Consider the following 22,660-nt stretch of genomic DNA (forward strand, 5'->3'; position numbering starts at 1 on the left):
TAGCCGATTAAACTTGAATCCAAACGACCACTTTTTTACACGGTTGCGGTATCTTGTCAGCCGGCGTTGGTTGACGTAGTCGAGGCGTATAACCACCTCAGCCAGCAAAGCTGTTCAACGAACGGCATTGGACGGCACATACCTCTAAACGTTGAGATAGCGATGACCCTTTACCTCGATTACCTGGCTGAGATCAAAAGCAGAGAAAGTCAAAAGCTCGCTCCCAAACCGATCGATGACGGCGGGCTCGTGGCCGAAATCATTGCGCTGATCGAGGATGCCGGCAACGGGCACCGGGCGGATGCCCTGAAATTCTTCATCTACAATACGCTGCCGGGCACGACGAGTGCGGCTGGTGTCAAGGCCGCGTTCTTGAAGAAGATCATCCTTGGCGAAACGATAGTTTCCGAGATTTCCCCCGCATTCGCTCTGGAGCTGCTTTCGCACATGAAGGGTGGTCCCTCGGTCGAAGTGCTCTTGGACATTGCCCTTGGCGATGACGCCGCAATAGCCGGGCAGGCCGGTGAGGTGCTAAAAACGCAGGTCTTCCTCTACGATGCCGACATGTTCCGGCTGCGTGACGCCTTCAAGGCGGGCAATGCGATCGCAAAGGGCGTTCTCGAGAGCTACGCCAAGGCCGAGTTCTTCACAAAGCTCCCGGAGGTCGAGGACGAAATCAAGGTCGTGACCTTTATCGCTGCCGAAGGCGATATCTCGACCGACCTTCTGTCTCCCGGCAATCAAGCCCACTCGCGCTCGGACCGCGAACTGCACGGCCAGTGCATGATCACGCCCGAGGCGCAGCAGGAAATCGTGGCGTTGCAAAAGCAGCATCCGGACAAGCGGGTGATGATGATCGCCGAAAAAGGCACCATGGGCGTGGGCTCGTCGCGCATGTCGGGCGTCAACAACGTGGCGCTCTGGACGGGTAAGCAGGCCAGCCCCTACGTGCCCTTCGTCAACTACGCCCCGGTCGTTGCAGGCACCAACGGCATCTCGCCGATCTTCGCGACAACCGTCGACGTAACCGGCGGCATCGGCATCAATCTGAAAAACTGGGTGAAAAAGACAGGTGAAGACGGCAAGCCGATCCTCAACAATGACGGCAATCCGATCCTGGAACAGAAGTTCTCCGTCGAGACCGGCACCGTTCTTTCGTTGGACGTGAAGAACAAGAAACTCCGCGACGAGGCCGGCCAGGAACTGGTCGACGTCGCTTCCGCCTTCACGCCGCAGAAGATGGAGTTCATGAAGGCCGGCAGCTCCTATGCCATCGTCTTCGGCAAGAAGCTTCAGACGTTCGCAGCGCAGACCCTTGGCGTCGAGGCGACCCCGGTCTTTGCCCCGAACAAGGAAATCACCGTCGAGGGGCAGGGCCTGACCGCGGTCGAGAAGATCTTCAATCGCAACGCCGTCGGCGTGACGCCGGGCAAGACCCTTCATGCGGGCTCCGACGTGCGGGTGAAGGTGAACATCGTCGGCTCGCAGGATACGACCGGCCTGATGACCGCGCAGGAGCTCGAGGCGATGGCGGCCACCGTCATCTCGCCGCTCGTGGACGGCGCCTATCAGTCGGGTTGCCACACGGCATCCGTCTGGGACAAGAAGGCACAGGCAAACATTCCGAAGCTCATGAGCTTCATGAACAATTTCGGCCTGATCACCGCCCGCGACCCGAAGGGCGTCTACCATTCGATGACGGACGTGATCCACAAGGTGCTGAACGACATCACCGTGGATGACTGGGCGATCATCATCGGCGGTGACAGCCACACCCGCATGTCCAAGGGCGTTGCCTTCGGCGCGGACTCTGGCACAGTTGCGCTGGCGCTCGCGACCGGCGAGGCAACCATGCCGATCCCGCAATCGGTCAAGGTGACCTTCAAGGGCACCATGCAGCCTTACATGGACTTCCGCGACGTGGTGCACGCGACCCAGGCGCAGATGCTCAAGCAGTGTGGCGACAACGTCTTCCAGGGCCGCATCATCGAGGTCCACATCGGCACCCTGCTCGCCGACCAGGCCTTCACCTTCACCGACTGGACCGCCGAAATGAAGGCCAAGGCCTCGATCTGCATTTCGCAGGACGAAACGCTGATCGAGTCGCTGGAAATCGCCAAGTCGCGCATCCAGATCATGATCGACAAGGGCATGGAAAATGCCGCCGGCACCCTGAAGGGCCTGATCGCCAAGGCGGACGCGCGCATCGCCGAGATCCGCTCGGGCGAGAAGCCGGCGCTGGCTCCCGATGCCAACGCGAAGTATTTCGCCGAAGTCGTCGTCGACCTGGACGTGATCGACGAGCCCATGATCGCCGACCCGGATGTCAACAACGCCGACGTGTCCAAGCGCTACACCCACGACACGATCCGTCCGGTTTCGTACTACGGCGGCACCAAGAAGGTGGACCTCGGCTTCGTCGGCTCGTGCATGGTGCATAAGGGCGACATGAAGATCGTCGCGCAGATGCTGAAGAACATCGAGAAATCAGAGGGCAAGGTCGAGTTCAAGGCGCCCCTGGTCGTTGCTGCGCCGACCTACAACATCATCGACGAGTTGAAGGCCGAAGGCGACTGGGAAATCCTGCAGAAGTATTCGGGCTTCGAGTTCGATGATCTGAAGCCGAAGACCAGCAACCGGACCGAATACGAGAACATCCTCTATCTCGAGCGCCCTGGCTGCAACCTGTGCATGGGCAATCAGGAAAAGGCGGAGAAGGGCGATACGGTTCTCGCCACCTCGACTCGTCTGTTCCAGGGCCGCGTGGTGGAAGACACGGCGGAGAAGAAGGGTGAGTCGCTTCTGGCCTCGACCCCGGTCGTGGTGCTGTCGGCAATCCTTGGCCGCACCCCAAGCGTGGAAGAGTACCGAAGCGCTGTCGACGGAATCGACCTGACAAAGTTCGCTCCGCCGAAGGCGGCGCCAATCGACTCCTTGTCTGTCCATTATTAAGGCTTTGAGGGCCTGAGTGGGCATTGGTGACGCCGACTGGCCTCACAGCGGGGATACTCCCCCTGTGAGGCGCGGGATGCGAAGTCATTGACGTGCGCTGGCCGATTGACGGATGACCATGGTCGGACAAGGTTCCACAATAAATCTTGCGCGATTTTACATCGTCCACAGCGCCGAAAGCGGTGCAGCGTGCAATTTATCACCGAATGGCGCCACACGGTCGTGATCGTGCAAAACGGTGCCGTGTAGGAAGCGGTCGCCCACCGCCTCCTGCAACTGCCGCAGTCCTCTGAAGTCTTCAGCCTTGACCGTCGACGATGCCTTGACTTCGATGCCACCGGGAATTGTCGTCGCAGGCATATGGCTAAGACAGCGCCCAGGGATGTGGGCCTTTGTAGGGCGCCGCCTGTAACCAAGTCCACACTGGGCGCGGCCTGCCGTTGAACGCCGGTGGGCCCGGGGATCTGGCAGCCCGATTTGAGCAAGCGTGTAGTGATTGCTCACCCGCTCGCATCATGTGCAATATGCTCTCAATGAGAGCGCAATGATGTTTACCGATGAGATCGATGTTTATTGCCCTAGCGAAGGCAAGGCGGCTGCTCTTTCTGGCGATCCATTCTCCGATCACGATTTCAAGGCGGCCAGGAGGGCTTTTGCCGTTTCGCCAGATGAGGCGGGATTCTGGCCGGTGATGAGCAGGCCATCGACGACCGTGTGAACGCCCCAGTCCTTCACCTTTGAGAAAACGGCGCCGAGATCGAGCAACTCGTCTTCCACCAGGAAGGGCACGACCTCTGTCAGGCCGACGGCCGCTTCCTCGGAATTGGTAAAACCGGTGACCCTTCGACCGTTTACGAAAGGTGTGCCGTCCGGGTTCTTGACGTGGCGCAGAACTCCGGGGGCGTGGCAAACGAGGGCAATCGTCTTGCCCGCCGCAATGAAGGCTTCGAGCAGCCTGATCGAGTTTCCGTCCTCGGCGAGATCCCACATCGGACCGTGACCGCCGGGATAGAAAACGGTGTCGAAGTCCCCCTGGTTGACGCTGTCGAGGCGAACCGTCTCGGCGAGCTGGGCGTTGGCTTCCCGGTCTGCCTTGAAACGCCGAGTGAGGTCGGTCTGGAACATCGGTTCATCGCTCTTCGGGTCCAGTGGCGGTTGGCCGCCCTTGGGCGATGCAAGGGTGATTTCGGCTCCAGCATCCCTAAAGACGTAATAGGGCGCCGCCAACTCTTCGAGCCAGAACCCTGTCTTCTTGCCGGTGTTGCCGAGGGTGTCGTGCGAAGTGAGGACCATTAGGACCTTCATGGATCATATCCTTTGCACTGGAGGAGTAGAATTGAAGTCCGATCAGCCGCGTCGGCTTCTCGATGCGCTGATATTGGTGTCGCAATTACATTTGGGAGATCTAGGTCGCAGAAACCAGCAATCCATCCTGATGATGGAAGAAGGAGCGAGAATTTCAGCTCGCTCAAGGGCGGCGATTGATCGCCGCCCAGGTGGCCGAAAGGCAGGTGCGCTCGTCAGGTCTGACCGCAGCGTGCGTCGACCGGCAGACTGGCTGCGGTGCCATCCGCGCGCGCCAGGATGAACTTGTCGAAGTTGGCGATCGAGGCGCAGGAGTGGTTGGGGAACACGCGCACGCGACTGCCGAGTTGCAGGGCACGCCCGGAATGGGGGACGAACCCATGTTCTTCGGACAGTCGCTCGAGCGTCCACAGGCCGGTCTCGCCGTCGCCTTCGGCGCTGACGATCGTGCCAAACCCTGCGCCACCCATGCCATGTGCGCCGCGATCGGAGCTCATGGATTTCGAACCGGCGTCGATGATGAAGTGCGTGTCGTTGGAGGCAACGACGCGGGCGATGACTGAAAGCGCGAGGTCGTCGGCGGTGCAGATGCCAAGCCGAAGGGCGGTGCCATCGAGAAAGACGTAGTTGCCGGGGCGGATGTAATCGAGTTCCTGGGGCAGCGGTGCACCGAGGCAAGTCGGCGTTGCGCCGACGGAAATGCAATCGACGGCGATTCCGCGCTGCCGAAGCCGGTCGGCAAGGTCGGCGAGGGCCTCCGCCTCGTCGCGGGCGATAGTGGCGAGGGCGTGCGGCTCCGGAGCCGCGTAGGCATGTCCGGCGTGTGAAAGCAGTCCGGCAAATCGCAAGCCGGGGGCGCGGGCGATCCTTGCGCACAGTTCAGGCGCTGCCGGGTCATTGGGTTTGAGGCCGACGCGGCCGAGGCCAACGTCGACTTTGAGGAACACGCCGATCTCGACGCCGTGCCTGCTGGCGGCCTCCGACAGCGCATCGACACCTGTTTCGCTTGCCGTAATCGTGCGCAGTTCCACGCCCCGCGCCTTGACCGCGGGCAGTAGGCGATCGAGCGACGCCGCGCGGACGATGGGATAGGCCAGGATGATCGACGGAATCCCGGCTTCGGCAAAGACCAGCGCTTCGCTGGGCTTGGAGGCGGTGATACCGCGCGCACCTGCAGCTAGCTGCTGCCGGGCGATGTGGAGGCTCTTGTGCGTCTTCACATGCGGAAACATTGCCACGCCGGCTGCATCGGCGCGCTGCTGCATGGCCTTGATATTGCGGGTGAGCCGTTTCTCGTCGACCTCGATATAGGGTGTCGGTCGCTCGGCGGCCGCTGGACGCAGGAACCCTGTGGCCTTGGTCCCGCTTGCGCTGTTGCTGATATCTGTCGCCGCTAGGCCGGCAGCAGTGGCAGCCGGTTGCGTCACTTCGAAAGTGCTCATGATGGGATACTCTGATCTGGAATGGCGTATCGCGGCTACTGTCAGCCGGTTGCGACCTGGCGCACGTAGTGGGTCGATGAGATCTGCCGCATCGGCAGTTCGGAAGGCACGAAGTCCGGCGCACGCACCGCACTTGGAATTTCGTCGTACATTGGCTGGCGCCCTTCTGGACGGCGCGTCGGATCGGCAATCGGCACGGTCGATAGGAGCTTACGGGTATAAGGGTGCTGCGGATTGCCGAAGACCGAGCGGCGATCGCCGATCTCGACGATTTCGCCGAGATACATGACCGCAACGCGGTGAGCGATACGCTCGACTACCGCCATATCGTGGCTGATGAACAGAAGGGCGATCTGCATCTCGCGCTGCAGGTCCATGAGCAGGTTGATCACCTGGGCCTGGATCGTCACGTCGAGCGAAGCGACCGCCTCGTCGGCGACGATGAGGCGCGGCCTGAGCGCAAGCGCCCGGGCGATACAGATACGCTGGCGCTGGCCACCGGAAAATGCATGCGGATAGCGCTCGAGGTGTTCAGGCGAAAGCTCGACCTTTGCCAGAAGTTCGGCGGCGCGGGCGCGCATGTCCCCGGTCGAACCCAGCTTGTGGACCCGCATCGGATCCGTCAGCGATTGCTCGATCGTCATGCGCGGGTTGAGCGAAGAAAACGGATCCTGGAAGACCATCTGCGCTTCGCGCCGAAATCGCGCGAGGACGGGGCGCGGCGCGCCGATCAACTCGGTTCCATCAAAGCGGATCGAGCCAGAGCGCGGTCGATCGAGCTGCATGAGCGAGCGGGCGACCGTCGACTTGCCGCAGCCGGATTCACCGACCAGCGCCAGGGTCTCGCCGGGAAAAATATCGAAGGAGACGTTCTCCACCGCGTGCACCCGGCCGGAGACGTGGCCGAACAGCCCGGCCTTGAGATCGAAGCGCGTCACCAGGTTTCGCACCTCGACGAGTGGGCGAGGGGCTTCCGTCATATGAGCCGGCGCGTTCATTCTGTCGCCTCCGCGGGCTGCCGCTCCGGATCAAACACCAGCAGCGGAAATTTCTCCGGCGCATCCTTGTCGGCCATGCTGCCGAGGCGCGGCACGGCGGAAATCAGGGCGCGTGTATAGGCATGCTTCGGTTTGGCGAAAATGTCGTAGACCGAACCCATCTCGACGATTTCACCCTTGAGCATCACGCAGACCCGGTCGGCGACTTCCGCAACGACGCCCATGTCGTGGGTAATGAACAGCACCGACATGCCGATTTCGCGCTGGAGGGCGCGAACCAGATCGAGGATCTGCGCCTGAATGGTCACGTCGAGCGCGGTCGTCGGCTCGTCGAGGATCATCAGCGATGGGCGGCAGGCAAGCGCAATGGCGATCATGACGCGCTGGCGCATGCCGCCGGAGAGCTGGTGAGGATACTGGTCGAGCCTGCGCTCCGCATCGGGCACACGCACGAGCTTGAGGGTGTTGAGCGCGATCTGGCGCGCTTCTTCGGGTTTCTTGTTCTGGTGATGGATCACCGCTTCGGCAATCTGGTCGCCGACGGTGAAGACCGGGTTTAGGCTGGACATCGGGTCCTGGAACACGATCGAGATGTCCGCGCCGCGAAGGGCTACGACGCGCTTTTCCGATAGTGTCGCAAGGTCGGCGACCTTGCCGTCCTTCAAGCGCATCAGCACCCGTCCGCCGGTAATTGCCGCGCCGTCATATTCGGTCAGCCGCATGATCGTCATGGCGGTCACCGATTTGCCGGATCCGGACTCGCCGACCAGCGCAACTGTCTCGCCGCGCGCGATGCGGAAGGAGACGCCCCGCACTGCGCGCAGCTGTGAGCGGGTGCCGGCCGCGAAGGAAACCTCAAGGTCTTCCACGGATAGGATGACATCCTCGGGCAGTTCAGGGGGCGCGGATTTAGACAGGAACATCAGCACATGGACCCGATTTCGAGGGGACGTTGCCCTGTCAGGTCTCGCAACGGGGTTGTATCCTGTCAATATGCTCGGATGGTGGAGAACTCCCTGGGCGGTTGACCGTCAGTGCCCGGGCGGCATCCGAGCGGCTTCGATCCGTGCCACAAAACCGAGTGAAATCAATGTGTCGCGAATGTGGTAATCGAAACTATGCGCTTTCTGCATCGTGTCGCCTGTCTTCGCATACGGTCTCGGTCGGGCGATTTCGGTCATGACGGTGCCTCAGGCGGCGTCGATGCCGGCATCGAATCCGTTCTTGTATTGTGGCAGTGCCGCACAGTGCTTGAGATGCTGCCACAACGCATCGCTGTCGGCGCTACCAGGGCCGGCGCGCCTGAAGATGCGGATCTCCATTTCGAGCGACATTTGTGGCCCGCCGATCTGGACGAGGCGGCCTTGGCGAATGGCTTCCTCCACACAGATCTGTGGCAGCCAGGCGACGCCGCGCCCGGCGACGGCCATGTGCTTCAGGCCGTCGGCAAGGCCCGACTGGTAGACGGTGCTGAGGTTGAGCGGGCGGCGCCAGCGGGATTGGATGAGCGTTGCCAGCTTGCCGATGTAACCGTCGCTCCAGGAATAGGCGAGGTAGGGAATTTCCGTGGTTTCAGGCCCATCGATGTCGAATAGCGGGCGGCCGCTCTCGTCGGTTCCGGACACCAGGATGAGCCTGTCCCTGCCGATCTGCAGGGATTCGAACGGACCGCCTTCCAGCACCGGTGGGCCATCGGGATGCACATAGGTGATGGCAAAATCGCACTGGCCCGAACATAGGTGATCTATACTTTCAAGGAAGTCGGCGGCATGCATGCTGGTGCGAAGCGGCATCCGCGAGATTAGCGGCGAGCCGATCCATCTCGGGAAAAAATACATCGCCAGCGTATGCAGCGAGGTAAATGTCAGCATGGCCGAGCTTTCGCCCGCGACGTTGCGGCAATCGGTGCGCAGCCGGTAGGCCTCACGCACGAGACGCTGGCAACCCGGAAGGAACATCGTTCCCGCCCGTGTCAATTGAACAGGATAGGTGCTGCGGTCGATCAGGTCCGCGCCGATCCAGTTCTCAAGCGATTTGATGCGGCGGCTAAAGGCGGGTTGCGAAATGTTGCGCGCAGTCGCCGCCGTCGAGAAATTCCTTGTCGCGGCAATTTCGAGAAAATCTTCAAGCCATTGCAGTTCCATGCCGGCCCTCATGCGTGTTTTGCATAGTCTATCCTAATTACACATTGGACAGACGTGCAAGGGCTCTTCTAGCCTCCCCCATAACGAGAAGAAAAACTTCCGCCTCCACCAAATGGGAACAACGATGAAACGCACCTTAGCCCTAGCTCTCTGCTTAGGGCTCGGCATGGCGGCTGCGCCCGCTATGGCCGAGACCAAGAACCCCGGCACCTTCGTCTTCATGTGGACCGACGACATCCAGTCGTTCGATCCGGCCTATATCGCCAACACGCCGAGCTCTTACGGCTCGCTCAACATCTACAGCCGCCTGTTGAACTTCAACGGCTCGAAGATTTCCGAGTTCGTGCCGTCACTCTCGACCGAGGTGCCGTCGCTTGAAAACGGCCTCATCAAGCAGGCGGCCGATGGTTCCGTCAGCTACACCTTCCCCATCCGCAAAGGCGTTCTCGCTCACAAGGTCGGGATCAAGGGCGCTGACGGCAAAGTCACCTGGGAGTACTACGACAAGCTGACCGACGCCCAAAAGGCGACGATCGAGCCTGGCTATGGCCAGATCACGCCGGAGGATGTGCGGTATTCGCTGTTGCGCGCCATCCTCCAGGGACAGTCGTGGATGTCGAATGCGATCACTGAAGTGATCACTGCCGGCAAGTACACCGACATTGCCAAGTGGGTCGAGACCGAAGGCGAGGTCAAATCCATCAATGACGCCAGCCCCGAGGTTTTGCGCAAGGTCTATGACCAGCTCGCCTCGCAGATCGTCGTCGACGGCGATAGTGTCACGCTGAAACTGCCGAAGTCGTTTCCGGCGACGCTCGGCGTGATCGCGCTGCCCTTCGGCACCTCGGTCGTCGACAAGGAATGGGTTGCATCTGTCGGCGGGTGGGATGGTTCCGGCGACACTTGGAAGGCCTATTACCGACCGGAACTTGGCGCCAATCCGCTGTTTGCCGAAGAAAACGGCACCGGACCGTTCATGCTCGAGGAATGGGACCGGACCGACCGGCGCATCACCCTGAAGCGCTTCGATAATTACTTCATGGGCCCCGCCAAGCTTGAGCGCGTGGTCATGCGCACCGTGCCGGAATGGACGACGCGGCGCCTGCAGCTTCTGTCGGGCGACGCCGATTTCGTCACCGCCCCGGTCGAGTTCATCGACGAACTCAGCAAGACCGAAGGCGTCAAGGTCATCGATGGCCTGCAGAAAGTGTTCTCGCGCGGTGCCTTTTTCGCCTGGCCGCTCGACGACAACGACAATCCGGCAATCGGCAGCGGCAAGCTGGATGGCGCCGGCATTCCGCCGGACTTCTTTGCCGACATCGACGTGCGCAAGGGCTTCAACTACGCCCAGAACTACGATGCGCTGTTGACCCAGGTACTGCTCAACAAGACTGTGCAGTCGCGCGGCCCGACAGTTCGCGGCATCATGGGCTACCGCCCGGATTCACCTGTCTACAGCTATGATCCCGCCAAGGCCGAAGAACACTTCAAGAAGGCGTTTGGCGGTAAGCTCTGGGACACAGGCTTTGCCTTCACCGCCTATGTGACCGAAGGCAATCCGCAGCTGACCGCCGCACTTTCCGCGCTGCAGCAGGGTCTGTCGCGCATCAATCCGAAGTTCAAGATGCAGATCCAGGCGCTGCCCTGGGCCTCCGTTTCGGACAAGCTCAACAACCGCGAAAAGCCGGCAGCACCCTTGACGGTGATGGGTTGGGGGCCTGACTATTCAGACCCGGGTGGTCCGCTCGGCGCCGCCAGCTACTACCTCTCGCCCACGGGTCTCGTCGGCGGCATGGTCGGCCAGGGCTACCGCGACCTGATGGCGGAGAAGTTCAAACCGCTCTTGGACGAAGCCTGGGCTTCGGTCGACCCCGCCGTGCGCGAGCCGATCTACGCCAAGCTGCAGGAAATGTCTTACGAATACGCCACCACCCAGTTCCTCTGGGAAGATTTCGGCTACGTCGTCACCCGCAGCAATATCGATGGTTATGTCGACAACATGATCCTCTACGGTGCCTGGGATTTCTACCCGGTCACCAAGGCCAACAACTGATTGGCCAGGGCTGCCGGGTGGCGATCCCGCCCGGTAGCCCTTGTTTCATTTTCCCTGAAATCGGAATGTGTGAGCCGTGCTGAACTATGCACTCAGACGATTGATGATGCTGCCGATCGTCCTCTTCGCGCTGTCGTTGATGATCTTCGCGCTACAGATGTCGCTTTCGCCGACACAGAGATTGGCGGCCTACGCACCGTCGCCCGATTATCTCAAGGGCGGTCAGGAAAGCATTCGCCGGATGATCGAGCAGTACGGGCTGAACGATCCCTTCTACCTCCAGTACGGCCGCTGGATCGGCGGCGTTCTCAGCGGCAATCTCGGCTGGTCCGAGACCGCCCGCCAGCCGGTGTCGACGGCGCTGATGTCGCTGTTTCCGGCGACGCTGGAGCTGGTCGTGCTGGCCTTCGTGCCCTGTATGCTGCTTGCCGTCTACCTCGGTTCGCGCGCCGGCATCTATCTCAACCGCTGGCCGGACCATGTCATTCGCATCTTCACCATTCTCGGCTGGTCTTTTCCGGTCTACGTCTTCGGCCTGCTGATGCTTCTGATCTTTTATTCGGCGCTTGACTGGTTCCCGCCCGGCCGGCTCAGCCAGTGGGCCCAGACCATCGTCAGTTCCGGCGACTTCGTGCGCTACACCGGCGCCAACACAGTCGATGCCCTCTTGAACGGTAACCTGGCGATCTTCGGCGACGCACTTCGTCACCTTGCCGCACCCGTCATCACGCTGACCTATGTCAACGTCGCCAGCATGACGCGGGTGATGCGCACCTCGATGCTGGAAACGCTACGCCAGGACTACGTGCGCACCGCCCGCGCCAAGGGACTGCCGCGCCGCGTCGTCGAATTGCATCACGCCAGACGCAACGCGCTTCTGCCACTCGCAACTATCGCCGGCATGGAACTCGCCGTGATGATGGGCGGCGTGGTCATCACCGAGACCATCTTTGACTATGCCGGGCTCGGTCAGTTCGCGGCCAAGACCGCCGCCAATCTCGACTTTCCTGCAGTTCTCGGCTTCGGCCTCTATTTCGCAGTCGTCCTGGTGCTGATGAACCTGGTCGTCGATCTCATCTATCCGTTGCTTGACCCGAGGGTGAAGACGCAATGAAGTTTCTTCGTTACCTCGCGCGCAATCCGGTGTCGCTGTTGGGCGTAGTGATCCTGCTCGCTTTCGTGCTGATCGCCGTCTTCGCCCCCGTCTTGGCACCGCCACAGAGCTTCCAGCTTTCGCCCTACGACACGCCGCGCGCGGGTTTCCTGGCGACGCCGCAACCGCCTTCGCCGGAGGCCGTGTTTGGCACGACACAGGGCCAGTACGACATCTTCTATGGCGTCGTCTGGGGTACGCGCACGGCATTCAAGATCGGGCTCGGGGTTGTGGCGATCTCCGTGCTGATCGGCACGGTCGTCGGCGCTGTCGCGGCCTATTACGGCGGGGTCGTCGAGGAAGTGCTGATGCGAATTGTCGACGTGTTCATGGCCGTGCCCTTCCTGATCGCTGCCATGGTGCTGACGGCGTTGCTCGGCAAAGGCATCGTGCCCATCACGATCGCGCTCACGACATTCGGCTGGATGAGTTATGCCCGTATCGTTCGAAGCGAGATCCTGAGGATCCGCGAGATGGATTACATCCACGCAGCCAGGAGCTATGGCGCCAGCGATCTCAGGCTGATCGTGCTGCATATCCTGCCGAACGCCATGTTCCCGGTGCTGGTGCTCGCGACAATGGCGACCGGCTCCATGGTGCTGTCCGCCTCGGCCCTCAGCTTCCTCGGCGTCGGCACCGAAGAAGGCTATGCCGACTGGGGCCAGTTCATCGCCTACTCGCGCAACTGGATCGTCGGTCAGCCCGGCAATCCCTTCCAGTTCTGGTACACGCTGGCCTTCCCCGGTGCGGCCGTCTTCCTGTTCGTGCTGTCGTGGAACCTGGTCGGCGATGCGCTGCGCGACATGCTCGACCCACGCCACGCCCATTGAGACCCGATCCCTTCACGACCCAAGGAGCATTTTCTATGTCCCCTCTGTCTGCTGCTTCCATCGAGCTATTCGAGGATCTGATCCGGTACGAGGTCGAGGATAAGGCGATCCCGTCGATCTCCTACGCCCTCGTCGACCGCGACGGTGTGCTTGCCGAAGGCCATGTCCAGCGCCATGACCGCCATTTCCACATGGGCAAGGACACGTGCTTCCGTATCGGCTCGATCACCAAGACCTTCACGTCGCTTGCGATCATGCAACTGGTCGAAAAGGGCCTTGTCGATATCGATGTCGACGTCTCGACCTATCTGCCCGGATTCAAGCCGATGAACCCGTTCGCGAGCTCCGAGGGCGGGCCCTACGGCTCGGTCATTAGCCTGCGCAAGCTGATGACCCATACGGCGGGCCTCGTGCGCGAACCGAAGAGTGGCCACTATCTCGACGCGACCCGTCCTCCGCTGGAGGATACAGTCGACGAGCTCGCGAACTCGACCTTGAAGCAGGACCCGAGCCTCGGGGTGATGCACTACTCCAACGCCGGCATCGCCGTCGTCGGTCGGGTGATCGAAGTCGTTACAGGCCAGAGCTATTCCGACTATGTTGCCGCCAACATCCTGAAGCCGCTTCACATGGATGGCTCGTCCTGCGGCATGGCGCCGGGCATTCGCGAGCGGCTGGCGCCTGCCGACATGTGGACGCTCGACGGCGATACGCCAGCGCCGGTGTTCAGCCTCGGCGGGTCGCCGGCCGGCAACATCTTCTCCACCACCGGCGACATGGCGCGCTACGCCCAATGCCTGCTGCGCGGAGGCTTCGATGCCGAGGGCAATTCCATCATCTCGCCGGCGTCGCTGCGCGAAATGTGGACGCCGTTCGGCAAGCGTCCGGGTGGCGACAAGACGCTCGCCGGTTATGGCCTGTGCTTCGGCGCCGGCGAAGTTGACGGCTGGACTTCCGTCGGCCACGGCGGCGCGGTCTACGGCTACGCCTCGCAGATGATGCTGCTGCCGTCAGCCGGCGTCGGCGTGCTGATCTTCGCGACCCTCGACTTCGCCAACCAGATCGCCTCGCGGCTCGGTGTCGAAGGTGTGCGCATTGTCCTTGCCGAACGCAAGATGGGCAAGATGCCGGAGCGGACACAGCGTCCGCCGGAAATTACGGAAGCGCAGCTCGAGACGCTTCCGGGCTACTACCGGGACGATGCGACGCAAGAGATCGTCGAGGTCAAGTCCAAGGGCGGCAAGATCTACTTGATGGGCGAGGGCGTACCGCACCGGATCCGTCCGGTGGCCGGCAACGATTTCGTCATCGACGGTCGTATCTACGGGCGCGGTGCGGACTATGCCCACATGAACCTCTCCTTCCCGGCAGCCGGCAAGCTCGTGTGGCGGGATACAAGCTGGACACGCATAGAGACGCCTGAGGATGAGACTGTGCCCGATGCCATTGCGCCGCATCTCGGCGAATACGGGCCGGACTTCAACATCACCTACCTGACCTACAGCCATGGCGGCCTGAAGTGCCTGATCGAGTACTTCTGCACCCACACATGCGAGCCGGTCGAGGAGGGCCGCTTCCTCATGCATGGGCGGCTTTACGAAGACGAGATCCTCGAACTCGACGCCGTCGACGATAGCGGCAAGCGCGGCATCCGCGTCGGCCCGATGTTCCTGGAGCGACGCAGCCCGTCTCAAGCCGAAGCTGCGTGACCCAATCATGACCGCTCCAATCAAGATGGAGTCACCTCTTGGCGCCCGCATGTTCATCGGCGGGCGCGAGGTCGACTATTATTGCGGCACGTCGTACTTCTGCCTGCATGGCCACTCCGAGGTGATCGAGGCGGCCTGCGAAGCGACGAGGCGCTACGGCATGGGTCCGGGGACACTTGCCCATATGCAGGTCTATGCCGATTTGCAGGAGCGGTTGCGCGACTGGTTCGGCACGGAGGAGGTCGTCTACATGATCTCCGGCTACACCAGCCCCATGGTGTTGCTGCAGGGGCTGCGCGACGAATTCGATGTCATCCTCATGGATTCCGCAACGCATTACAGCACCCGTGACGCGATCCCGACGCTCGGCAAGCGGGTTCATGAGTTTCGACATGCCGATCCGGAGGATCTTGCTGCGCAACTGTCGCTGTATGTGAAGGCGGGCGAGCGCCCGGCGGTGCTGACCGACGGCGTCTTTCCGTCGTCCGGGCGATTGGCGCCACTTGGGGATTATCGGCAGGCCATGGCCCCTTATGATGGTGCGCTGCTGTGCATCGACGATTCCCACGGCGTCGGCGTCCTTGGTGAGACCGGCCGCGGATCGCTGCAGCACGCGGGTCTCGAAGGCGAGGGCAACTATCTCGCCGGCACCATGAGCAAGGCGTTCGGCGCGCTCGGCGGCATCGTTCCTGGCAGTGCGGATCTGGCCGCCAAGATCGCGGGCAATGCCATGATCATGCGTGGGGCCTCGCCGGCGCCACCGGGGCTTGCCGCCGCTGCCGCCGCATCGTTGCGCGTTCTGCAGGCGACACCGCAAAAGCGCGCCAATCTCGTTCGCAACGTCAAGCATGTGCGCAGCGGGTTGCGGAGCCTCGGGTTCGACGTTGCCGACACGCCGGTACCGATCGTCACCATCAAGGGCGTCACCAACCTCGAACAACTGCGCGATCGTCTTGCGGAGCGCGATATCATTGTCAGGGTGCAGCAGCCTGGTGGCTATTCCGACGCGTCCGATGTCGCGACCATGCGGCTTGCGGTGTTTTCCGAGCACTCGACCGATCAGATTGATCGGCTCCTGCAGTCGATGGGCGAGCTTCTTTAGACCTGCGTGTGGCGATGCCGCCGACGTTGGCGTCGGCGGCATCGCGCTACCGATCGTGCATGCCCGTTTGTTCCTGAGAGGGTATCCATAACAAATTGAAATTTCAGGGGTTAGGCGATTTTTGCATGGAGTTTTGCGCAAATTGAATTGGCCTGTGGTGGGGAGCTTGACCAATGTTCCGTCCCAACGACATGCAAATCGCCGGTTACCAATCATGCGTGCCTCGCCGATAACCAAGTCTGCCCAAATGGCCGCTGAAGCCCTGCGGTTGCCGGGCGCCGAGCGCGGTGTTGGCCTTCGTGATGCCTGCCTGAAACGACCGCATCTATCCCGCTCTTCCCGATTGACCGATAGAGGAACCTACCCATGAAAGTCTTCATTTCCGCTGATATCGAAGGCACCGCAGGCATTGCGCAATGGGACGAAGCCGAGCGCACCCATGCCGACTGGAGCGAATTTCGCGCCCTGATGACCGCCGAGGTGGTCGCCGCCTGCGAGGGCGCGCGTGCCGCCGGTGCGACCGAAGTGGTGGTGAAAGACGCCCATGACAGTGGACGCAACCTCATTCTCGATCGCCTGCCGGACTACGTCCGCATCGTGCGCGGCTGGTCCGGCCATCCCGATGCGATGATGTTCGGCCTCGATGCCGGCTTCGCGGCCGCGATCTATACGGGCTATCACTCCAAAGCCGGCAGCGAGGAAAATCCGCTCGCCCATACCTCCACCATGCGCATCTCGCGCCTGGTTCTCAACGGCGAGGTCGCCTCGGAATTCACCGTCAACGCGCTCTGTGCCGCCGGGTACGGCGTACCGTCGGTCTTCCTTGCCGGCGATGCCGGTATTTGCGCCGACGCCCGGGCGATGGTGCCGGGGCTGAAGTCGGTTGAAACACTGGAGGGAAAAGGTCGGTCAACGACGTCGATCTCGCCTGCCTGGTCGCGCCGGCTTATTCGTGAAGGCGTAGCAGAAGCGCTGTCCGGCGATTTTTCTCAGGCGCTGCCGTCCAGGGCCGAGCGCTACGAAGTGGTGATCGAGTTCAACAATCCGACAGATGCCTATCGTGCCGGTTGGTATCCCGGAGCCTATGCGCACGGTCCTCGCGCCGTTGCCTTCAAGCATGCGGATTTTGCCGAGATCTTGCGCGCGCTGGTTTTCCTGAAAGCTTGATCAGGTCGCGTTCCAGCTGCAGCTTTTCCGTGCGCCAGAGGCCTTCGACCCTCCCCTCCAGCCATAGAGCTTGCAACTGAGAAGCGCTGATCCGCGCGATGTCGCCCAACGTGCGGCGATCTGGAGCGCAACGTCGGCGCGGCCAAATTGGGTGCGACGACAACGCTCGACACGCTATGTTCCTGCTAGAGCGGCATAGGTATCGACAGCAATGCTCGCCGACGTGAAAATCTCGCGTCAACCCGCGGCTGTTTCGATCAATCCGATACCCGACCGCAGGACTCGCGGATCACTAGCTCTGGAGCGATTTCAACCTTTCGTTCGGTTACAGTTTTTCGATGGATCTGGCGCACAAGCATATCCGCGGCCAGCGCGGCATGCTGGCTCGGGTCATGCCTAACCGTGGTGAGAGAGGGCGTGAGCATCGACGCGATTGGGAGGTCGTCGAAGCCGGCAAGGGCGATGTCTTGCGGGACGCGGAGACCACGTTCGGTCAAAGCTCTGAGAACACCGACGGCAATTGTATCATTGCCGGCGAAAACCGCGCTGGGAGGCTTGCTCATTCCGTCGAGCAACCGGTGTGTGGCTTGTCTTGCCGAGGCGGCGCTGAAAGCGGCATGAGTGACAAGTTCGGGGTCCTGCTGCAAGTTCAGTTCCGCAATTGCCCGCGTGTAGGCTGAAAGTCGGGCCTTTCCTGCGATGAATTCCGGCGGCGCAAACGCCACATGTGCAATTCGCTGGTGTCCAAGGTCGCTCAAATGTTTGACCACGGCACGCACGCCGCTTTCGATGTCCGTCCGCACGCTATGTTCGTTCGGCGACCCCATCTGACCGATCAGAACGACAGGAAATCCAGTCTCGATGATGTTGCACAGTTCGCTATCGCCGCTCAGAGGATTGATCACCAAGAGACCGTCGACCGACCCTTCTGAGACGAGGTTCGTATAGGTCCTCTCTCCCTGACCGCTGACATAGTCGAGTATCACGCGATACCCTTCCTCACGACTTCGGGTCACCAGCGCCTGGATGAGCGCCGTCACGAAACCGTCCACCGCAAGGAGGGTCGGATGCGTGACCACGATGCCGAGCGTTTCCGAGCGTCCCTTGACCAGGCCAAGGGCCGCACGGTTCGGCCGATAGTTCAGCGCGCGAGCCGCCTCGTGCACGCGCTTTCGCGTTTCGTCCGTGACGTTTAGAAGATCGGATCCGTTGAGAACAAGCGAGACCGTCGTGCGGGAAACACCCGCCTTCCGGGCTACGTCGTGGCTGGTTGGCCTTTTCATGTCTCGACTGAACCCTGCTTGTCCCCGGCCTCTCACGTCCTCTCATATAGAATCCGGTAGCCGGCGACACGCAGGATTACAAATAAAATGGATTCGACCAAGCGATCTTGCCCGATGCATCGATGACGACGACCCTTGCCCAATCGCCCGCGAACTTCTTCCACGGGAGCTTGGCCGAGGTGAGGTCAATGCCCGAGATCTTCTCGTTCTTGGATGCACGGCCGACGACAGAAATCTGAAACGCTGCTGAGCATTTGATCTCGATGTTGTCGCCGTCGATCGAGATGTCCTCGATCATCGGCCCTTGCGACGAGTAGTAGTGGCCATTCTTGAGCGCTTCGACGAGCGCGTCGGGCTCGTTGGCTTCGGACTTCACCATGACCCAACCGCCGAATGCATCACGATTGCGATCGGCTTCCACGACCCAATGGGCATCGTCGCAAGCAAGCGCATTGATGCGCCGGCCCGCATTAAGCAAATCGTCGAGGTAGTAGGAACCGCCTCCGCGCCCATTCAGCACCTGACTGGTGTGGTTATAGACTTCGACTGCGTGCGCGCCGGGGATCGTGGCCGCATCCGCGATCGAAAGGGCGTACCATTCAGGGTGTGGAATTGCGACGAACGCGCCGGCATCCAGGCAGCGTTGAGCAACTTGCGGGCCTGTTTCGTCTTCAGCGTATTTGGCGAACTCGAGAGGCAAGCCGACGGCGAGAATATGCCATGCCTCACCGTTTTCAGTCGCAGGCGCGTGGCATTCCGCCCCTATGATGGTCGTAAAGCGATCCGTCCTGTAGGCGCGCGTGTCTGCTATCGCGAATTTGTAGGCGGCATGGAAATGGTCTGAAAGACAAATGAAATCATAGCCACGAGCACGGTATCGTTCGCACACTTCTTCAGCATGCAACTTGCCATCCGAAATGGTGGAGTGTGTGTGCAGATTGCCCCGATAGAACTTTCCCGGTGCGGCGAAGGCGTCAATTTGCATGCTTCAAAGTCCTGTTTGCTAGTTGTTGAGAGGCGGTCTCGAATGCCGCCAGGAGCCGTTTCGTATAGTCTGAGGTCGGAGTGCTAAGGACAGTAGCGGTATCGCCGTAGTCGCGGATGTTTCCCTTTTCGAGGACGAGTATTTGGTCCGACATCTCGGCCACGACGGGCAAATCGTGGGAGATGAAAAGATAGGCCGTGCCGTGCTCGCGTTGCAGGCGCTTCATGGCCTTGAGCACGGATGCCTGCACGGTCACGTCGAGTGCTGAGGTCACTTCGTCGCATAGGACCAGATCCGGCTTGCCCGCAAACGCCCGGGCAATCGCCACGCGCTGCTGCTGCCCACCGGAAAGCTGGCGCGGCGAGCGGCTTAGAAACTGCGCACCAAGATCAAGTTCACCCAGCAATTCCACCGCCCGATCCCTAGCGGCTGCCCGTGTCATGCCGAAGAAGATCTGAAGCGGCCTCACGATGATCTGCTCAACGGTATGCTGCGGATTAAGGGACGAGGCCGGATCCTGGAAAATCATCTGGATGCGTCGGCGAAGATCGCGATTACGTTGGGTCGCCAGGCCCGACAATCGTTTGCCGTCGAACTCGATTGCGCCGCTGTTTCCGTCGACGAGGCCGGCGATGATGGCCGCCAAGGTGGACTTGCCGCTACCTGATTCGCCGACCACGCCGAGCGTGGAGTTGACCGGAATAGCGAGCGAAATCTCCGAGAGGATGTTGGGCTGTTGTCGCTTGGGAAACAGGCGGCCGAGCGGTGTCCAACTGCTTCCGGTCCTGTAGGCAAAGTCAAGGTTACGTGCAGCAAGCATCGAGGGCGACGACAGGCGTTTCACATTGGAGCGCGTAGCCGTGCTCAATCTTGGGATCGCGGCGATCAAGGCCCGCGCATAATCGGTTCGTGGATTGGCGAAGACTTCCGTCGTTGGTCCGTCTTCCAGCACCTTTCCATCTTTCATGACCAGGACGCGCTCGCACATGCGCGCAATGACGTTCAGGTCGTGACTGACATATATAACGGTCGTGTTGGTGCGCTTCTGGAGACGACCGACGAGATCGAGAACCTGGGATTCCACCGTCTTGTCGAGGGCTGTCGTAGGTTCGTCCAGCACGATCAATTCCGGTTCTGCCACCAGCGCTGCAGCAATCACCACGCGCTGCCGCTGGCCGCCGGAGAGCTGATGCGGGTAGCGGTCATAGATTGCCTCAGGGGCTGGAAGCTCCATCGCGGCAAGCAACTCAAGTGCTTTTGCCCGGGGGGAATTGTTTCCGGCCGCATCGTGAAGCTCGATCAACTCGACAAGATGCTTGCCGATCGTGCGATGCGGGGTCAGGGAGGAAAGCGGGTTCTGGGGCACCATCGCCGCCTTCCGTCCACGGTATTTCAGAAGCTCCCCGGGCCCGAAATTCAAGACGTCGACGCCAGACACCTTGACGGAGCCGCCAGCAAAGCGAGCCCCGGGCCGTGTGTAGGCAAGGAACGCACGCGCCAACGAAGACTTGCCGCATCCGCTTTCTCCAACGATGCCGAGCGTCTCGCCCTTTGCGATCGAAAAACTGACACTGTCGACTGCGGTGACCTCTTGCTTGGGGCCGGTCGCGTAAACGAGCTTGAGATCGCGAACCTCAATGTGTGAAGGATGCATCGGTCAAAGCTCCGTCGATGTAATGCCGAAGGCGCGGGCGAAACCGTCCACGGCGAAGTTGACGGCAATGATCAAGCTGGAGAGCATCGCCGCTGGAAGCAGCAGGAACCAGGGATCTGTGAAGACCACACCCATTGCTTCCTGCACCATCAGGCCCCAGTCGGGTGTCGGTTGGCTGATGCCAAGACCGAGGAACGACAGGGCGCTGATGCGCAACACGGCCGAGGAAACGCGCACCGCCAGTTCGACCCCAAGCAGGCCGATCAGATTGGGGAAGATCTCCCTCAGCATGATCGACCAGCGGGTCTCGCCGCGCAGTTCGGCTGCCCGAACAAAGTCGAGCGTCGAAAGGCTGATGGTCTTCGAGCGGATGACGCGGACAACACCCCAGGTGTAAACAACGGCGACGATTGGGATCAGCGCCACCACGTCCTTGCCGAGCGCTAAGGTGAGGATCGCGATCATGATGATCTCTGGGATGGCCATCATCGCGTCGACAAAGCGCATGATCGCCTCGTCGAACCGACCGCCCAGGTACCCGGCGAATACCCCAAGAATGCTGCCAATCACGAGAGCGATCGCGACCCCGCAAAAGGATACCATCAGGGCAATCCGCCCTCCCTCGATGATGCGGCTGAAATAGTCACGCCCGATCTGGTCGGTGCCCATCAGGAAGTCCGACGACGGCGGCATAAGCGGTGCGCCGACGAGAGCACTTGCGTCGTATGGCGCGATCAGCGGGCTCAGGACGCCGAGCAACAGATGCAGGACAACGACGATGACGCCGATCAGCGTTACGGGTTCGGATAGCGCGCGGCGCAATGGCGACAAGCGATAGATCGGCGCTTCCTGCGGCGGCGAAGTGTTGACATCAACCATGACGATAGCTCGTGCGAACGCGTGGATCGAGGACGAGGACGGCAAGATCGGCCACAAGATTTGCAGCGATCACCGCGAGAGCGGCAAGAAAAGCGATTGCCTGAATGGTCGGAATTTCGCGCTGGGAGATCGCCCGCAGCAATTCGCCTCCGGCACCCGGGTACTTGAAAACCGCTTCGACGACCACTGCGCCCGAAAGCAGGCCGGCAACGAAGGTGGCGGTGCCGTTCAGCATCGGGATCAATGCGGACGGTAGCGCGTGTCTTACCGCGATGCGCCAGGTCGGAACGCCGGCGAGCCGGGCGCGTTCGACGTAGTCGCTGTTGAGCGCCTCGATCATGCCGGCACGCAGCAGCCGGAACTGATAGGCTGCCCCGTGAACGCACAACGCCACTGCGGGAAGGATGGACGCGGCAAGTATCGTCAACTTGGGCGCGTTCGTCGGTGCCAGTATGACGGCCGGCATCAGACCGAGCCAGACCGCGAAAATGATGACGAAAATGTTGCTGACCACGAAGTCGGGCATCGAATAGGTGAACAGGGTGGAGCCGCTGATTGCCGTGTCCAGCCGGCCACCGGATCTAAGCGTGGCGAGTACTCCCAGGCAGACAACGAGCGTAAGCATGATCAGCAAGGCGACGCCGGCCATGACCGCGGAATTGATCATCGGATGGAGGATCCGGTCGAACACGGGTTCGCGCTTGATGATCGTCGACCCAAAGTCGAAAGTGATAAGCCGCTGCCATACCTCGAAAAAACGCACAGGAATCGACCGGTCAAGCCCAAGCTCTTGGCGCATCTGATCGATCTGTTCCTTCGGCATGAAAGCGAGTTCGTCGGCCGGAATGGTTGCTGTCAGCGCGTCGCCTGGCAGCACTTCTGTGCCGAGGAAAACGATCAGCGATGTCAAGGTCAGAATAAAGAACGACAGAACAAGTCTGCGCCCGATAATTGCGGCGATGCGCGGCACGTCAATCTCCCAGATACGTGATGAGGGCCGCGGG

At 61.2% G+C, this 22,660-nt stretch carries 16 protein-coding genes and 1 pseudogene; 7 read left to right on the plus strand and 10 right to left on the minus strand.

Going from position 1 to position 22,660, the window contains the following annotated elements; genetic code table 11:
* The first annotated feature begins 162 nt into the window (after positions 1-162).
* Entirely contained in the window at positions 163-2,952 is a 2,790-nt protein-coding gene (locus IB267_RS18720; RefSeq protein ID WP_192448943.1) for a bifunctional aconitate hydratase 2/2-methylisocitrate dehydratase, read from the plus strand.
* A gap of 156 nt (positions 2,953-3,108) precedes the next feature.
* On the opposite strand, the gene IB267_RS18725 is transcribed toward IB267_RS18720, so the two are convergent.
* The 5 genes and pseudogenes from IB267_RS18725 to IB267_RS18750 all read right to left on the minus strand — a co-directional run bounded on the left by IB267_RS18725 (position 3,109) and on the right by IB267_RS18750 (position 8,841).
* Positions 3,109-3,312 (minus strand): hypothetical protein, encoded by a 204-nt coding sequence (locus tag IB267_RS18725; RefSeq protein ID WP_371742566.1) that lies wholly within the window; start codon positions 3,310-3,312, stop codon positions 3,109-3,111.
* 264 nt (positions 3,313-3,576) lie between these two features.
* Complete coding sequence (locus IB267_RS18730) at positions 3,577-4,257, minus strand: type 1 glutamine amidotransferase domain-containing protein (RefSeq protein ID WP_192448944.1); 681 nt, start codon at positions 4,255-4,257, stop codon at positions 3,577-3,579.
* A 215-nt stretch (positions 4,258-4,472) separates the two neighbouring features.
* Positions 4,473-5,699, minus strand: coding sequence for an alanine racemase (locus tag IB267_RS18735; RefSeq protein ID WP_192448945.1), 1,227 nt, complete (start codon positions 5,697-5,699; stop codon positions 4,473-4,475).
* Positions 5,700-5,740: 41 nt separating this feature from the next.
* Positions 5,741-7,620 (minus strand): annotated as a pseudogene (locus tag IB267_RS33985) (ABC transporter ATP-binding protein).
* Positions 7,621-7,887: 267 nt separating this feature from the next.
* Complete coding sequence (locus tag IB267_RS18750) at positions 7,888-8,841, minus strand: LysR family transcriptional regulator (protein WP_192448948.1); 954 nt, start codon at positions 8,839-8,841, stop codon at positions 7,888-7,890.
* 124 nt (positions 8,842-8,965) lie between these two features.
* Here IB267_RS18750 and IB267_RS18755 point away from each other — a divergent pair, with 124 nt between their 5' ends.
* From IB267_RS18755 to IB267_RS18780, 6 genes are all read left to right on the plus strand, one after another.
* Entirely contained in the window at positions 8,966-10,894 is a 1,929-nt protein-coding gene (locus tag IB267_RS18755) for an ABC transporter substrate-binding protein (protein ID WP_192448949.1), read from the plus strand.
* 76 nt (positions 10,895-10,970) lie between these two features.
* Positions 10,971-12,008: an ABC transporter permease gene (locus IB267_RS18760; protein ID WP_371742567.1), complete on the plus strand. Its 1,038-nt coding sequence runs from the start codon at positions 10,971-10,973 to the stop codon at positions 12,006-12,008.
* Positions 12,005-12,877: an ABC transporter permease gene (locus tag IB267_RS18765; RefSeq protein WP_192448950.1), complete on the plus strand. Its 873-nt coding sequence runs from the start codon at positions 12,005-12,007 to the stop codon at positions 12,875-12,877. The genes IB267_RS18760 and IB267_RS18765 overlap by 4 nt, the downstream gene beginning before the upstream one ends.
* A gap of 35 nt (positions 12,878-12,912) precedes the next feature.
* Positions 12,913-14,586: a serine hydrolase gene (locus IB267_RS18770; protein WP_192448951.1), complete on the plus strand. Its 1,674-nt coding sequence runs from the start codon at positions 12,913-12,915 to the stop codon at positions 14,584-14,586.
* 7 nt (positions 14,587-14,593) lie between these two features.
* On the plus strand, positions 14,594-15,688 hold the full coding sequence (locus IB267_RS18775; RefSeq protein ID WP_192448952.1) for a pyridoxal phosphate-dependent aminotransferase family protein: 1,095 nt from the start codon (positions 14,594-14,596) through the stop codon (positions 15,686-15,688).
* A gap of 366 nt (positions 15,689-16,054) precedes the next feature.
* Positions 16,055-16,855, plus strand: coding sequence for a M55 family metallopeptidase (locus IB267_RS18780; RefSeq protein WP_192448953.1), 801 nt, complete (start codon positions 16,055-16,057; stop codon positions 16,853-16,855).
* 257 nt (positions 16,856-17,112) lie between these two features.
* On the opposite strand, the gene IB267_RS18785 is transcribed toward IB267_RS18780, so the two are convergent.
* The 5 genes from IB267_RS18785 to IB267_RS33990 form a co-directional block, all read right to left on the minus strand.
* A complete protein-coding gene (locus tag IB267_RS18785; RefSeq protein WP_192448954.1) occupies positions 17,113-18,138 on the minus strand; it encodes a LacI family DNA-binding transcriptional regulator in 1,026 nt (341 codons plus the stop codon).
* 76 nt (positions 18,139-18,214) lie between these two features.
* Positions 18,215-19,123, minus strand: a complete 909-nt coding sequence (locus IB267_RS18790; protein WP_192448955.1) for a CehA/McbA family metallohydrolase — start codon at positions 19,121-19,123, stop codon at positions 18,215-18,217.
* On the minus strand, positions 19,113-20,777 hold the full coding sequence (locus IB267_RS18795; RefSeq protein ID WP_192448956.1) for an ABC transporter ATP-binding protein: 1,665 nt from the start codon (positions 20,775-20,777) through the stop codon (positions 19,113-19,115). Before IB267_RS18795 ends, IB267_RS18790 begins: the two co-directional genes overlap by 11 nt.
* 3 nt (positions 20,778-20,780) lie before the next feature.
* Positions 20,781-21,656, minus strand: a complete 876-nt coding sequence (locus tag IB267_RS18800) for an ABC transporter permease (RefSeq protein WP_192448957.1) — start codon at positions 21,654-21,656, stop codon at positions 20,781-20,783.
* Positions 21,649-22,626 carry an ABC transporter permease gene (locus IB267_RS33990; protein WP_192448958.1) on the minus strand — a complete coding sequence of 326 codons (978 nt, stop codon included), beginning with the start codon at positions 22,624-22,626 and terminating at the stop codon, positions 21,649-21,651. Before IB267_RS33990 ends, IB267_RS18800 begins: the two co-directional genes overlap by 8 nt.
* Between the last annotated feature and the right edge of the window lie 34 nt (positions 22,627-22,660).

The sequence above is a fragment of the Ensifer sp. ENS09 genome (assembly GCF_014852425.1).
Classification (GTDB): Bacteria; Pseudomonadota; Alphaproteobacteria; order Rhizobiales; family Rhizobiaceae; genus Ensifer.